Raw genomic sequence first — 14,220 nt, forward strand, 5'->3', positions numbered from 1 at the left:
CAGTACGGCTAAGAACAGATAAGACCCGGGGCTGTGTTGCCCGCCGAACAATCTTGGCCATGGTCTATAAACTGGGAATGAGTGCAGAAAAAAAGTGGCAAAGGCTACGAGGATTCAAGCTCCTTGCCGATATTATCCGGGGTGTCAAGTTCAAGGATGGGGATCCTATCACCCCTTTAACAGAAGACGAACTGAACAGGGCCGTCATGTGAGAGCTATTCTTAAACACCAGACTTGACCATAACTCCGAATTCTGTTATCGATTTAATCGTCGTTTTTGGGAACATGAGCTTCCAATGCGTTTACTGAACGCATGCCTTGCCCATGCTCCGGGCAAACAACTGAAAATAGTTTAGAGCCATAAATTATTATTTCCTCCATCGTTGCCGACATATGCCGGGTTGTTAAAAGTATTGCTGCTGGCTGTACCAAGAACGACAGCTTCTCCTGTGTTGATTATAGAATTGGTGAGATTTCCATCAATCACAGTACCCAGCCCGTTAACATGGATATTTGAAGCATTTTCTTTCACGGTCAATCCTGCATATGCAGAGGTAGGGGTTGAGTCAGGGTGTTGGACGTAATCTCCACCTGTAAGTTTTCCTCCAACGTACGTGCGTCCATCAACATGACTTGTTGATGTGGCGTCGTCTAAAACGACAAGATTGAATTGCTCCAAAATTTCCTGACCCGTTAACGACGAGGCGAAAGCAACACCGCTCATCAGGCAGAAAAAGAATGAGATTAGTATAAATTGTACGAGTTTTCGATTCATCGTTGCGCCTTTATTTATGGGAAATAGCAATGGTTTTTTTTGCAAATTGTAGGCCTTTTGCCGGGATGTTTTTTTTTATTTTGTTGTTCTAGCATGTTATGTTCAGTAGGGGGGTTCCGGGAGGTTTGGGTTGAGAAACAAGATAGTATTATTACAATAAACCGGATATTTTTTTCGGCAAAGAGAATTAATCCTTCTGGTTGCCTTTCCCATTTGTTTTTTGAGCCCTGTATTTTGGCCTCGCATCTTCGGCACAAGTAATCGTAACCCCTTCATATTTGTTCCCCATGCCTGGAAGTGGCCAAAGCGAATCACTGGAGGCAGGTAAGGAATATAGGTCTTGCCTGTTGAGTGCAGACGCTGGCAGTGGCGAAGTGCAACGCGGAGTTACTAGGTCAGACACGACGTGGGAGGTCAACTTTGGGAGAGGCCTTTCAGTGGGATGCTCCCACCAGGATACGTTCCTTCCCAGGACAAATGAGCACAAGGTGAAGATCCGCAATCATTATCGCATGAAAGGAGGCTCTGTCGTCATGGATTCAGGGGGGGGCTTGCCTTACTTTCGAGCATAAAAGAGTGTGCTTGAGAAGCTCGATATCGGTGGAAGCCAGGCCAGAAATATCAACATCCGGTTTAAACTTTGCTCTAAATAGAGAGAAGTTCAATTTTATATCAACAGGACGATAACGCAGTGGATTCGACTGCATATGGTCGTTTACCCAATGAGGTGTGTGTAGGTGCAAGATATGTCGGGTATGGACAGGGATCGCAAGAATAGAGACGCTCAAGGACTGTGGTGGAAACGATTTCTCTATACCGTAACCGGCGCCAATCTTGACTATGAGGTGGGACCCAACTGGTTTGCCTCGGTCATGGGAACTGGCATTATCGCCAATGCTGCCGCCGCCCTACCGCTTTTCTCCAGTCACCTCAAAGGATTCGCCCTTCTTGTCTGGTGTTTTGCCTCGCTGATGCTCGTAGGCCTTGTCTTGGCTTCGGTTTTTTTTCTTGTCCATCGCCAGAATGCCTGGATTCGCCATTTTCGGGATCCGATGATGGCCCAGTTTTACGGGGCTCCGCCCATGGCCGCCCTGACGGTTGCCGGCGGTGCGCTGCTGGTTGGGCAGGGGCTGGTTGGTCAGGAGCTTGCCCTCAGGATTGCCTGGAGCCTTTGGTGCATAGGCACGGTGGGAGGGCTTTGCTCTGCGGTGATCATTCCTTACCGTCTGTTTACTGTCTTTGCAGTTCGGCCCGATTCGGCCTTTGGCGGCTGGCTTATGCCGGTGGTGCCACCCATGGTCTCCGCTGCTATTGGGGCCATGCTTGTGCCCCATGCACCTGTTGGGGGAGTGCGGGAAACGCTTTTTTATGGCTGCTTTTCCCTTTTTGGTCTCAGTCTTTTCGCTGCGGTGATCATCATTTCCATGATCTGGAGCCGCCTGGCCCATCATGGCACCTCAGGGACCTCGCGGGTGCCCACTCTCTGGATTGTGCTGGGACCTTTGGGGCAATCCATGACCGCGGCCGGAATCCTTGGCACGGTGGCCCAAGGGGCGGTTCCGGCAAAGATAGCCCTTGGATTTGAGCTCTTTGCAGTTTTTTATAGCGTCCCGGTTTTTGGTTTTGTGATGCTCTGGACCTGCCTGGCTATTCTGCTGACCCTGAGGGCACACCGTAAAAATATGAAATTTGCCCTGACTTACTGGGCCTTTACCTTTCCGGTTGGCACCTGTGTGACGGGCACGGCGCAACTGGCGCACCATACCGGCCTACCGCTTTTTGCCTGGGCCAGCGTTTGTTTTTTTCTTGGGCTGATTCTCGCCTGGTTAGTGGCGGCCTTTGGTACGACCAAAGGCATGATCACCGGTCATCTCTTTCGACCACCTGCAGGACCGGCGGGGCCGATTGTTTCGATGAAGGATTCCTCTGCTTCGTGACTGTTGGCACGCCACCTTCACTGTTCGTAACAAGCCGATAAAGTGGACTGTAATCGACCTGTCTCCAACTTTGAGGCTGACGCACCGATGAATGTTCACGGATACAAAGGGTTAGGCATTTTGAAACCGCTCAATAAATTTGCGATCGATTATGTCTTTCAGGTAAAAGGCCAATTTGCCCGAAAAGGTCAGCCCCCATTTGGAGAAAATGCCTTCTCCGTCACCCAGGTTATAGATCAGAAGATACGAGCCACCCGGTTGAAAGACCTCAAACTGCCTGTTTTCGAGGGCTGCAAGGAGGTTGTGATAGAGAACGGGGTTCTGGCGTACTGCATAGACGCCGACCTTGTCCAGCGGTCCCTCTTCAAAATAGATGCAGTCTCCCCCTCCAAAGATATTGCCGTGGGCAACGGATTGAAGACAACGATTCACCCGTAAGCCGCCATCCGGACCAATGGGCAAGTCAGAATCGGCAAACAGAGACGAGGGCCTGACTCCAATGGAAGGAAAGAGGAGGTCGGCCTGGTACTGCTCTCCATTCTCCAGAAGGATGTTACCCGACTCGATCTGTTTTACATACCCCTGCTCTAGAATCTCAACTCCCTTGCGGCTCAGTAATTTGCGTGCAAGGTATTGCGCCCGTCCAGGCCTGCCGGCAAGGAGTTGTTTCCCTGCAAAGATTTGAATGCGAGGCATGTATATGCCCTCTTGGCTACAGAGCTGGTGGATATTACCCGCAATCTCAATGGAGGAGGGGCCGCTGCCGACAATGGCTATGGTAATGGTGGCCTTGGCAGCTTCCAGGAGAATGCGTTGTCTGGCTGCCAACAGATCTTCTATGGGCTTTGCCGTGAAGACTTGTTCCCCCGTTCCTGCAATGATGGAGCGTGGAACATAGGACCCCGCGTTACAGGAGAGCACATCATAGCTTAAAGGGGCGGATTCTCCTTCCAGATGGACCTGTTGCTTGTCGGGATCAATGCGTTTGGCCTTGCCCAGAACAAAACGTCCCCCCTTGCTCTCGACAAGTTTTCTGGTGGCAAAACGGATCTCATCGGGGTGGTAGGTCCCTCCAAGCATGCCAGGGCCCATACCGCTGTAGTAATGATATTCGGAAGGCTGAATCACGGTGACCCCAAACCCCTTGTTGATGAAGGTGTCCAGCTGCGCCAGGGTAACCATATGTGCATGACCTCCACCAATGAGCAGAAGTTCTTTTTTCATGCTTCACCTGCGGTTTGGTCGATGTAGTCACTGATTTTTTTCATATGACTTCGCTCTTCTTCGGCAATGTCCAGCATCACTTTGCGAAATTCCGACTGGGCTCTGTGCTGCTCGGCTGCCCGTGAGTACAGATCAAGAGCCTGCGCCTCAATGGCCATGGCCAGACCAAGGACTTCCAACTCAGATTCCAGATCGGTCTTGTAAAGATTGAGATATTCCTCAGTGGACAGTCCTCCTTCCAGGGCTGGTTCAGCGACTTTCTGGGCAAAGTCATCCTCGAGTATCGCCTCTCCCGTGAGGTCCTGATAGAGGGTGAGCAGGCGCTGTTGATGTTTAATTTCAATATCAGCAAGCAGGTGGAAAAGAGATCTTGTGGCCTCGCTTGAGACTTTTTGTGCAAGCGAGAGGTAGAAATCACGCAGGCCCATCTCCAGGCCAAATCCAATTATCAGGGCCTCCTCAGCCGTGGTCGCTTCGGAGAAAAGGTGAAGGCCAATATCTTCCGGACCAACGGCGACCTGTTTTTCCCAGGCCTTGATACCACCGGTGAGGTTATAGATTTTCTTGAATTCTTTGCCAGCGAGCATCTGCGCAGCAACACGGCTGCGGCCCCCGATGGCGCAGTAGATGACAATGGGTTTTTCTTTGTCAAGTTCTCCCAGGCGGCTATCCAGCTCTCCCATGGGAATGAGTTTGGCCTCTGGTAAATGACCGGATTTATATTCTTTGGGTTGGCGCACATCAAGAAAGGTAACCTCGCCCGTTGGATACTCTTTGGTTAGCTCATGAGCTTCCTGCCAGGTGATGGAAGAGACCGGGGTGAAAAACTGCAACCATTTCATAATAAATTCTCCAAAAAAAAAATGAAAAATAAGAGTACTTCGCCTCTCGTGTCGGGCCTGTGCATTAGAAGGGGGGATAATTTGATTTTTCAATCAAGGCCAAGGATTGCTGATAATTTTACGGTAGGCATATGATTGATATCGGAATCTTCGCTTACCTCCGAGGATAAAAATTTTAGCATGGCGAGCTAAGCGCAGACTCCGCGAGATAGACAGAAAAGCAATCATTCAAGATTCCCTGTATTTTTATGACCGAACAGGGGAGAAGTGCCGAAAGAACCTGTATCTTCGGATTCGCAAGTGATTGCTTGGTGCCGGAGATGTTAGATATCAGCCTGTGCCGCGTACACCTTATGTAAGCTGGCCGATAATACCGCAGATTCGGTACCCTGTAACTGCTAACGTATTTTGTCACTCTAACACAGGCGATTGTTCCTCACTATGAATTATCTATGGAGGGAGGAGAGATTCTTCCCTTCTAACCACCCAATTCCCATTGTTCCCTTTATCCCTGATTTTATGGGAATGCGGGGAGAGGGGGCGTACACTTTAGAGCACGGCTTGATCGCTAAACGGTTGGCCTGGAAAACTGGTTGCCCCAACGAGCGGAAGAGCCGTGAGCAAAACTCTCCACGTGGACACACATTGATTAAATCCGAATCCGTGACGGCGGGTGGTTACTGAACAACGCATCTTTTTAATAAGACAACGTATTTTTATAAATTCATGAATTGTTCAGTTGCACCCGCCGCCCTTTGGGGTATCCATTAGCACGCCACCTTCATTGCCTGCAACATACCGATAAAGTTTACTTTAATCGGCATGTCACAAACAACGAAACTGGCGCACTGATGAATGCTCACGGATTCAAGGTTAAAGATATCAAGGCTAATTTCGGCAAATTCACCGGTTATCGGGCTACAAACGCCAATATTGTCCTCAATGACGTGATCATGTCCGCCTTTGCCGAGTTTCACCTGAAAGATCAGTCACTGCTGGCCTTCGATGTACGATGGCGTCGGGAGCCAGAAAATTTACACACGGTCTATGGAGTGGGCGACATTTTTTACGACTCTCAGGGGCGCGTCATCCTGAATGAGGTCGCTCCTCACGTCTTCAGGAAATAATTCTCGTTTTCGAGTCTTCTCTTTTTTTTTTGTTGGGAGCGCAGTAAAAGTGGAGTCAAAAAGAGACGTTCTGGGCGGAAATATGCCTCGTCTTTGCCACCGGCACGTTTCTTTATCTCTCAAATATGAGGGGGCTCCCATGCGATTTTTCTGTATTATTCTTGGTGTTTTTTTCTCTGCCCAGGCCTGGGCCAGCATTCCGGCAACCCCGGTGATGACCTTGTATCGTTTTAATGGTGATACAGATATCCCCTATTTCCGGGTGGACAGTTTCGGCAAGAATGGTCCCGGCAAACCGGCTGGACGGTTGGCCCAGGGGACATCGGTTATCCCCTGTGTGATGGTGAAAAATGAAAAACCGCTGACCAACGGCGATGGGGTTCCCTATGTGGGGTTTGAGGTCGTGGTTGATGCGCGTAAGGCTGGGCCAACCGATGCTATACGTTTTCAGCGTATGGTGGAGGCTCGACAGGCAATGCGGGTTGCAAGTCATCAGTGCCGACCAGGGATGCGGTATGTCCTTGATGTTCGCAAGCTTTACTCTATGAGCAAACCGCCTCAGTTTGATCCTGCCCCAACTGCATCTCATCGAGTTCGGCCCCGGGTTGTCCAGGGAGAGCTGGATCAGATTGTGCGCAGTTTTCATAACTCCAGGGCCTGTGCTACGGTTAACACTCAGCTTGTGGGACGACGGGCTCGTTTGGATAAGGCCTGGAATCGATTCATTCGGGAGCATGCAGGGCGTTGGTCACAAGCGCAGCTCAAGCGCGCGAAGCATCTGGATTATGTCATGCGCACAGCCCTTTTTGAAGGGCATCTAGGAAGGGGCTGCAGTAGCTATGGTGCCTGTGAGCGAAACATTATTGCCCTGTCAATTCGTAACCGTGGACTCGAAGGCTGTGCGACTCGATTAGGTTGTCGGGAACCTGGAGATTTTCAAGGGGTCTGTTCCAAGGTCTCCCAGTACAATATCTGGGATGAATACCTCACGCAGATATCAGGGCTGACCTCCTGTTTTTTGCGTGACGATCTTGCAGCAGGAAAGGCCGCAAACGGAAAAGAATATCAGAAGTTGGAGGCGATGTATCGCCAGAGTCTTACCGACGTGGAACGGATTCTCTTTGGTGATGATCGTGAGCTGCAATCGCTGTTTCCGGGAAATTCGCTTGCTGATCTTAAAAGCCTGCGCCACTACTATCATGCCCCGGCCATGGGGAAGTGTTTCCCCCAGTTGAAGCGGATCGAATATATGTCGGGTGCGGTGGCCCGACGGGGAAAGGCTTATGCCCTGATCGCCAATACCCGTATACAGGTGGGAAAAAAGCAAGGAGACGATTATTTTTTTTCCGCACTTGAAGTGCGTGATGCCGACAAGGGGGATCAGTTGCGCCTGGTGAATGACTATCGCGGTTTTTTGGTGGATGGGCGCCGGGTCAGTCTTGCCGGAGTATCGTCTCGTTGTCGGCCCTATGGGATTCCCCGTGGGTGTTCTACAAAAGCAACCAGCCGTTACCGTAAAACCCCCAGTTGGGTCAATGCAGGAAAACCTCTGGAGATCCGCTGCCGCATTTCCGACAGGGGCGAACAATGCAACCGTGCCGGGAAAGAACGTTTGGTCCGCGTGGGGGGCGTCTGTGATACCGAGATGCGGCCCTTTGGCGGCATCAGATAAGAAGCTTTTCAGTTACGCAAGAAACACAAAAAAAATTATTATCACTGAAACTCAGCTGCAATATTTGTCTCGGGCAAGGCCCGCTCCGAGTACGATAACATTTGGGAGGCTGGAGACGGGCCATGCCCGCGACAGGGCAAACGGTTTACCGACTCTTTGCCTTTTGCGGAAGAGAAGTGGCACCCGGCACAAATTCTTCTTTTCCAGCGGAGCTTTGATGGTAATCACAAAGAAAAAAGGGGCTCGAGTTGACTCGAGCCCCTTTTTTCTTTGTGTTTCTGGTGCAGCGTTACTGGAGGTTGTATTTACGCTTCATCTCCTTGTAGACCAGGCTTGAGAAGTCCCGAATGACTCCACCTCCATGATCCATCCACTGTCTGTAATTTTTGGGTGCGGACGAGCGCTGAACAATACCAACAATGGCATAGGGGACGCGGCGACCGTTTTTGGTTTTGGTCACCAAAATGCCCATGTCGCCACAGAGGTAGGACGTTGAGCCGGTTTTGTTATAGACCTGCGTGCCCCGGGGAACCTTGGTCCCCCAAAAGATACGGTCTCGTCCGGGCAACGACATGACCCTGAGCATTTCACTGGAGTAGGGGAGCCGTTTGTGCCAGAGGGCTTTGAGAAACTGGACGTAATCCTGGGGGAGGGCACTGTTTTTATAGGTTTTGCCTCCCGGCGGAATGTATTCGCGAATGCGTACTTTGCGAAAGAGGTGCCGATAATGGGAGTTGATCAGCGCGTTACATTTGGCCGGTCCGCCGAGGCGACGAATGAACCAGTTGGTGGCATTATTGTTACTCTGCTGAATCATCTTTTCCATCATGCGGTGGGATTTAGGCCCATAGGTGAGCTTCCCCCGCTTGACCTGATGGAAAAAGGCAAGGGCGACAAAGGGCTTGATCATGCTTGCCGCCTGAAAAGATCTGTACGAGTTGATGTTGGAGAGGTAGGTATCGTTGGTGAGGTCATAGGCAACCAGGGCTGCTCGTTCATAGCGGCGCAGTTTGCCTGTGTTGCGTTGCTCACGGAGAAATTTTTGTACCTTGCTGTTGATCAGGGCAACGCGCCTTTTGGTTGGCTTGGCAATGCGTGCCGGTACCAGTTTGACAAGCTGAGCCTTGGCCTCAACCGGAACTGCGGCAATACTGCAGGGCAGGGGATCATTGGTTACTGTGCCAATGCTGGTTTTTTGGGGAGGAACTGAGGCATCCTCCAGGGTGGGTACACTGACCATTAGGGGGAGAACAGGTCGAACTGTTGCCGTGATCAATTTTGGGGGACTCGCTTCGGCTTGCAGCCGTAAGGCCTGAATTATGGTTTGAGAGCCCGCCTGGGGGGTCCAGCAGTGGTAGACCAGACCAAAATTATTGATGCCAATCTTTTCAATATGCAGATTGCTGCGTTTTTCCCCTTCAAGGGTCGGGAGATAGCTATCGTACTTGGTGAGCAACGCTTTTGGGTCACTGTTTTGTGCCAGGAGGAGGTGGTAGAGTTTGGTATAATTGTTTTTGGGGAGGATCTCTGCAGGTTTGTATCCTGCCTTTATGAGCCTATCAGACTGGTTGAGCGCCAGGGTGCGGACCTCGGCCAGCGTGCCATCAAGGGGATAGATAACTCCGTACTGCTTATTGTTACTCACGATCTCAAGCTGACTGTCTATTTGCAGAGAGAGGGCTCGGGCCAGAATGTCCCGGTCATGCAGGGCACGTTGGATCTCTTGGTTCCAGGTATAAGCGAGGGCATAGTGTTTGACTGCCTGAGCACCGAAAGCAGGCGTCAGGAGCAGAAAGAGACAGAAGGAGAGGAGAGCAGAGATGCGCAGCAACTTCATTGCGGTAACACCGGTTAAGGTTATTGTTTACACAGTTGACGATTAACGTCGCACTGAAGGTTGTTTTTTGAAACAGCATACCCTCTGAAAACCTTATGGGCATCTTGAATAATTGCTTTTTCTGCCAATCCCGGCGTCACGCTTAAAATTTTATCCTCGGAATATCATACATATGCCTGCGGTAAAATTTTGCGCAATCCTTGGCCTTGATTGAAAAATCTAATTATTTAAGACACCCTTAGAGAGCATATCCCCATGATAGCGTGTTATCTATACAATGTAAGAGGAAAAAATCACAAATTTCAATTTTTCCGGAAAAAAGAGGGGGAAGAAGGACTGTACAGCCTCAAAGAGGAGTGCCACCGGCCCCCAACAAGTTGAGAATATTACCGGCCACCACTTTTTCATACTCGTCGTTGTTTAAAGACAGGCGCTGCACTTTGCGCAACTCTCCACCTGGATCCCCAAAAGGGTAATCGCTGCCAAAGAGTAGTTTTTCAACACCGTATTGGTTAATGAAGGCGCGCATTTCCGAGCTGGATGCCAGGGCGGTGTCGGCAAAGACGTTGTCGCGTTTCCAGATTCCGGACTCGTCCAGAGCCCGATACCCTCCATTTAAGCCTCCCAGGTGGGGGATGATAATGATGGCGTCGGGAGCCAGATTCTGAATAAAATTGCAGGTATTGTCAAAACTTTCTTCAAGAACAATGGGGAGCTGTCTGCGTGAGATCTCTTCAAGTATCTCCCGGCAGCGGGGATCCTCATAATGGTAAACCGGCTCATTGGAGTGGCGATGCCATTTAATCCCCCGATAGGGGTGGTTGAGTTCTTCGACAGCAAAATCGTTCCAGATAAAAAGATAGGGGAACACCGACTCGCCGGTATCGGCCAGGTCCAGCAGGTACTGATTTGCCCGGTGCCGTGTTTGTTGCCATCGGGCAGTGTCTTCAAAGTCACGATCATATCGATCGTATATATCCTCCACCGGAGCAAACATACAACTGCTGGTGATGCCCTCTTCAAGAAGCAGAGGCCTGATATCATCGATGGGCAGCCGGGAGTGTTGAATACCGCAGTGGATATGGCTGTCGATAACCTGAGAAGGGCACATGCAAACCTCCTTGGGGGCTAATATTTGTTGAAACTGGACATCTCCTCCTGCGATTTTCGATTTTTGGGGCGTGGTGGTGCAGCCTCCTGAGAATAGCCCAGGGTGATCAGGAGCCCGATGCGACGATTTTGAGGGATATTGAGCAGGTGCTGCACTTTGGGTTCATCGAACCAGCCGAGCATGCAGGTTCCCAACCCCAGCTCAGCAGCCTGCAGGCAGAAATGCTCGGCGGCGATGCCGATATCGATAAGCGGAAAATCCCGAGCTTTGAGGCGACCGCCAATTTGGGTGATGAGTTTGGGCTTTTCAAGCACCAGGACCGCCAGTACTGGAGCCTGGGGGGCAAATTTATTAAAGGAGACCAGAGAACTATAGGTAGCATGAGCGACCTGGTTTTTGAGTTCAGGATCAGTGACCATGATTAAATGCCAGGGTTGCGAATTGCTGGCCGAGGGAGCCAGACGAACCGCTTCGATCAGTTGTTCGATCTTTTCCGGTTCAACGGGTTTGGCGCTGTAACGCCGGACACTTTGCCGAGTGGTCACAAGGGAGGAGAAGTCCATAAGGGATCAAGAGTGCGAGTTGAGAGGCGTGGAGCTTGTAAGAGCCTGATAAACTTTGTCAGCAAAATTTTGTTTGGTAAACGGTTTTTGCAAGAGAATGACATCTATATCTAAAATTCCTCGTTTTGCAATGATATTAGAGGTGTATCCAGACATGAACAACACTTTGAGCTCCGGCAAAATTTTCTGTAACTCTTTGGCGAGTTCTCGGCCGTTCATTTGGGGCATGATCACATCTGTGATCAGCAAATCGATGGCACCAGAGTGGGATGTGGCCAGTTGGATGGCCGCCTGTGGAGAAGCGGCAACCAGAGGAACATATCCCAGCTCCTGGAGTAAGCGTTTAACCAGATTGAGAATACCTGCTTCATCTTCAACCACTAAAACAGTTTCGCCCTGAGCGGTCGGTGGTCCTTCTGCAAGGGATAGCCCCTCGGATGTGGCTGAGTCGCCGTCATCACGTGGCAGGTAAAGGCGAAAGGTGGTACCTTTGCCCGGCTCACTGTAGACGTTGATAAAACCTTTGTTTTGCTTGATAATACCATACACGGTTGCCAGTCCCAATCCCGTTCCCTTGCCCTGCTCTTTGGTGCTGAAAAATGGCTCAAAAATATTTTTTTGTGTTTCCTCATCCATGCCTGCCCCATCGTCACTGATGGCCAGTTGAGCATATTCACCCGGGTGAAAGTTCGGATGCAGGTCGCAGTAGGTCTGATCAAGTATGGTGTTGGTGGTTTCGACCACGATTTTGCCGACGCCGCCGATTGCGTCGCGAGCATTGACGCAGAGATTAACCAGCAGCTGATTGATTTGCGTGGGGTCAATGTTGACTTGGTAGACATCGGTCCCCGGGTAGAAACGGAGTTCTATTTCCTCGCCAATGAGCCGGGTGATCATGGCCAGCAGGGGCTTGATTTCTGTGTTTAAGTCAACCCTTCTGGGGGCAATGTTCTGGCAGCGTGCAAAGGCGAGCAGTTGCCGGGTAATCTCCATGGAGCGTTTGGCGGCTTCAAGAATCTGATTTAAGTCCCGGTGTAAAGGATCCTCAGGCTCTACACGTTCCAAGGCTAACTCGGCATAGCCCAGTATGACGTTGATCATATTGTTGTAATCATGGGCCACGCCTCCGGCAAGTCGGCCAATCGCCTCCAGTTTTTGGGACTGGCGCAGCTGGATTTCAGCCTGCTCCCGTTCCTGCTCGGCCTGGGCAAGGCGTTGACTCATCCGGTTAAACCCTTCAATTAATGTGGAAATAATCGCATTGGACGATGAGGAGGCTACCTTGCTGCCATAATGACCATCGGCGATCTGTTGAAAGGCGCCTTCCAGCCTTTTGGCAGCCGCTTCCTCAAGTGAAGCCGTAGGCATACTGCAAAAGAGTGTCCAGTTTACCTTGGAAATGTGGAGATAGGCGACTATACGCTCGATGCCCTCGCCATCGGTCATGGTGAGCTGGCCGTTTTCTCCTTGCAACTGGTCCATGGTAAAGTCTGCCCAGTCTCCTCCGAGCTCACTCAACGGATGGAGAAAGAGCTGGCCCTGTTGCGGGTTGATTTCGGCTTGTAACCTGTCATGGAGGAGGAGCAATCCCTTGTTATCGGTTATCCATTGCTGTTGTTCACCAAAAGCTTGTTGCGTGGCAAAATCCTGGTAGAGAAAACGCAGCGGTAAATCAATGGACCAGAGGCCTATAAAACGCTCATCTTGCCACACGGGAATAGAGACAGAAAGAATGAGTCCCTTACCGGCATAATCAATGGAAGGCGCAGTCCAGCAGATTGCTCGCTCCGGGTTGTTTTCAGGACAAACTGAACGGAAGGTATGGTACGTTGACCAGTCAAAATCAGCGGGGATAGCCGTGGCCTGATCGATAAAGGGGTACTGCAGGGCTATGTTGCCCGCATCCTGAAAATAGATCCAGCCAACGTTTTGCAGCCGTTGATGGATACGTTGCAGCTGGGGGCCTATGTTCCGGTGGCTGTACAGGTGGCGGCGGGCTGTGCGATCGTGCCTGAGCTGGCTACCCCAGGAGAAGCTGATCGCCTCGGAGGGGGCTGTACCCTCCCGGTAGGCCTTGAGCAATGGAATAGATTGGAAAAATCCATCATCGTCAACAAGAAACTGCTCTTGGCTCAGCCACCGGTCAATTGCAGTTTCGGAGTCGTTTGCCTGCGATTTGAGATAGAGCAGGGTGCTCCGTTCCAGTTCTTCCAGAGCATTATAGAGACGGTCAACCTGGCGGGAGAGTATTGCGCCGTAACGATAAAGATGCCAATGGAGTGCATCGGTTTCGTTCATGGGAAGACTCCTTGTTAAAATCTGTCCTGCCCGTTGACAGGAGATGACAAAGAGAACCAGGGGGCAAGGGCGCGTCCTGTCGAGAGATGGCTCCCAATGAAATCGGGAGGGATGTGCTTGGGATACGCCCTATCTCATTGAAGTCGCTTTAAGCTTAACATGAAAGCCCTGCCCGAAACCAGCATTCTTTTCCTGAATCCGGGGACAAGGGAAGAGTTGACTGAGGCCACACCCCCAGGGCCGACAAGCGATCGTGGCATCAGGTTTTTTGCTCTGGGGCTTGACAGCAGGAGACGGGTTCGGTACGACTTTGAATACAAATTTTTTATTTACACCTGGATCCGTGAGCATTCATTGGCGTGTCAGCTTCGCTGTTTGTGACATGTCGATTAAAGTAAACTTTATCGGCTTGTTAGGAACAGTGAAGGTGGCGTACTAATGGATGCCCCAAAGGACGGTGGGTGAAACTGAAGGGCATCTTGAATAATTGCTTTTTCTGCCAATCCCAGCGTCATGCTTAAAATTTTATCCTCGGAGGTAAGCGAAGACTCCGATATCACACATATGCCTGCGGTAAAATTTTGCGCAATCCTTGGCCTTGATTGAAAAATCTAATTATTCAAGACACCCTGAATTGCAAATAAATTAGTTTGAAAATTTGTGCATTATCAACTGAATATGTTATTCAGAGACCATCCACCGTCACGGATTCAGGTTACAAAAAAATTCGCCAATCCTTTTGTGTCCTGTGGATCCTGCTCCAGGGCCAGGCTACTTTGGCGCTGTCGAGCCTGTTTTTGCTCAAGACCCAGTCGTACAGCATTTGGCCCCAGG

10 protein-coding genes and 2 pseudogenes are annotated in these 14,220 nt (G+C 50.6%); 5 read left to right on the forward strand and 7 right to left on the reverse strand.

Annotated features, from left to right (window positions below):
• Positions 1-212: pseudogene (locus tag JWJ90_RS02850) on the forward strand (IS256 family transposase); the annotation flags it as partial.
• 24 nt (positions 213-236) lie between these two features.
• Positions 237-356: pseudogene (locus JWJ90_RS02855) on the forward strand (IS1595 family transposase); the annotation flags it as partial.
• Here JWJ90_RS02855 and JWJ90_RS02860 read toward each other — a convergent pair.
• Positions 353-775, reverse strand: a complete 423-nt coding sequence (locus JWJ90_RS02860; protein WP_205225669.1) for a collagen-binding domain-containing protein — start codon at positions 773-775, stop codon at positions 353-355. The pseudogene JWJ90_RS02855 and the gene JWJ90_RS02860 overlap by 4 nt on opposite strands.
• 746 nt (positions 776-1,521) lie before the next feature.
• Here JWJ90_RS02860 and JWJ90_RS02865 point away from each other — a divergent pair.
• A complete protein-coding gene (locus JWJ90_RS02865; protein WP_205225670.1) occupies positions 1,522-2,712 on the forward strand; it encodes a TDT family transporter in 1,191 nt (396 codons plus the stop codon).
• A gap of 111 nt (positions 2,713-2,823) precedes the next feature.
• On the opposite strand, the gene JWJ90_RS02870 is transcribed toward JWJ90_RS02865, so the two are convergent.
• Positions 2,824-3,936, reverse strand: a complete 1,113-nt coding sequence (locus tag JWJ90_RS02870) for an NAD(P)/FAD-dependent oxidoreductase (protein ID WP_205225671.1) — start codon at positions 3,934-3,936, stop codon at positions 2,824-2,826.
• A complete protein-coding gene (locus tag JWJ90_RS02875) occupies positions 3,933-4,778 on the reverse strand; it encodes a rhodanese-like domain-containing protein (RefSeq protein ID WP_205225672.1) in 846 nt (281 codons plus the stop codon). Before JWJ90_RS02875 ends, JWJ90_RS02870 begins: the two co-directional genes overlap by 4 nt.
• A gap of 851 nt (positions 4,779-5,629) precedes the next feature.
• Between JWJ90_RS02875 and JWJ90_RS02880 the strand changes: the two genes are divergently transcribed.
• Together JWJ90_RS02880 and JWJ90_RS02885 are read left to right on the forward strand one after the other, a co-directional pair.
• Complete coding sequence (locus JWJ90_RS02880; protein WP_205225673.1) at positions 5,630-5,905, forward strand: hypothetical protein; 276 nt, start codon at positions 5,630-5,632, stop codon at positions 5,903-5,905.
• Between the two features lie 139 nt (positions 5,906-6,044).
• A complete protein-coding gene (locus JWJ90_RS02885; protein WP_205225674.1) occupies positions 6,045-7,577 on the forward strand; it encodes a hypothetical protein in 1,533 nt (510 codons plus the stop codon).
• A 289-nt stretch (positions 7,578-7,866) separates the two neighbouring features.
• On the opposite strand, the gene JWJ90_RS02890 is transcribed toward JWJ90_RS02885, so the two are convergent.
• The 4 genes from JWJ90_RS02890 to JWJ90_RS02905 form a co-directional block, all read right to left on the reverse strand.
• Positions 7,867-9,414 (reverse strand): serine hydrolase, encoded by a 1,548-nt coding sequence (locus tag JWJ90_RS02890; RefSeq protein WP_205225675.1) that lies wholly within the window; start codon positions 9,412-9,414, stop codon positions 7,867-7,869.
• Between the two features lie 346 nt (positions 9,415-9,760).
• On the reverse strand, positions 9,761-10,525 hold the full coding sequence (locus tag JWJ90_RS02895; protein ID WP_205225676.1) for an amidohydrolase family protein: 765 nt from the start codon (positions 10,523-10,525) through the stop codon (positions 9,761-9,763).
• Between the two features lie 17 nt (positions 10,526-10,542).
• The gene (locus JWJ90_RS02900; protein WP_205225677.1) at positions 10,543-11,088 is read right to left on the reverse strand and encodes a nitroreductase family protein; all 546 of its coding nucleotides are present in this window, start codon (positions 11,086-11,088) and stop codon (positions 10,543-10,545) included.
• Positions 11,089-11,094: 6 nt separating this feature from the next.
• Positions 11,095-13,386 (reverse strand): hybrid sensor histidine kinase/response regulator, encoded by a 2,292-nt coding sequence (locus JWJ90_RS02905; RefSeq protein ID WP_205225678.1) that lies wholly within the window; start codon positions 13,384-13,386, stop codon positions 11,095-11,097.
• Between the last annotated feature and the right edge of the window lie 834 nt (positions 13,387-14,220).

The sequence above is a fragment of the Desulfobulbus rhabdoformis genome, assembly GCF_016919065.1.
Lineage (GTDB): Bacteria > Desulfobacterota > Desulfobulbia > Desulfobulbales > Desulfobulbaceae > Desulfobulbus > Desulfobulbus rhabdoformis.

Excerpts from the sequence above, each read along its gene's own strand:
- JWJ90_RS02860 (WP_205225669.1), bottom strand. The coding sequence starts at position 775 with ATGAATCGAAAACTCGTACAATTTATACTAATCTCATTCTTTTTCTGC.
- JWJ90_RS02865 (WP_205225670.1), top strand. The coding sequence starts at position 1,522 with ATGTCGGGTATGGACAGGGATCGCAAGAATAGAGACGCTCAAGGACTG.
- JWJ90_RS02870 (WP_205225671.1), bottom strand. The coding sequence starts at position 3,936 with ATGAAAAAAGAACTTCTGCTCATTGGTGGAGGTCATGCACATATGGTT.
- JWJ90_RS02875 (WP_205225672.1), bottom strand. The coding sequence starts at position 4,778 with ATGAAATGGTTGCAGTTTTTCACCCCGGTCTCTTCCATCACCTGGCAG.
- JWJ90_RS02880 (WP_205225673.1), top strand. The coding sequence starts at position 5,630 with ATGAATGCTCACGGATTCAAGGTTAAAGATATCAAGGCTAATTTCGGC.
- JWJ90_RS02885 (WP_205225674.1), top strand. The coding sequence starts at position 6,045 with ATGCGATTTTTCTGTATTATTCTTGGTGTTTTTTTCTCTGCCCAGGCC.
- JWJ90_RS02890 (WP_205225675.1), bottom strand. The coding sequence starts at position 9,414 with ATGAAGTTGCTGCGCATCTCTGCTCTCCTCTCCTTCTGTCTCTTTCTG.
- JWJ90_RS02895 (WP_205225676.1), bottom strand. The coding sequence starts at position 10,525 with ATGTGCCCTTCTCAGGTTATCGACAGCCATATCCACTGCGGTATTCAA.
- JWJ90_RS02900 (WP_205225677.1), bottom strand. The coding sequence starts at position 11,088 with ATGGACTTCTCCTCCCTTGTGACCACTCGGCAAAGTGTCCGGCGTTAC.
- JWJ90_RS02905 (WP_205225678.1), bottom strand. The coding sequence starts at position 13,386 with ATGAACGAAACCGATGCACTCCATTGGCATCTTTATCGTTACGGCGCA.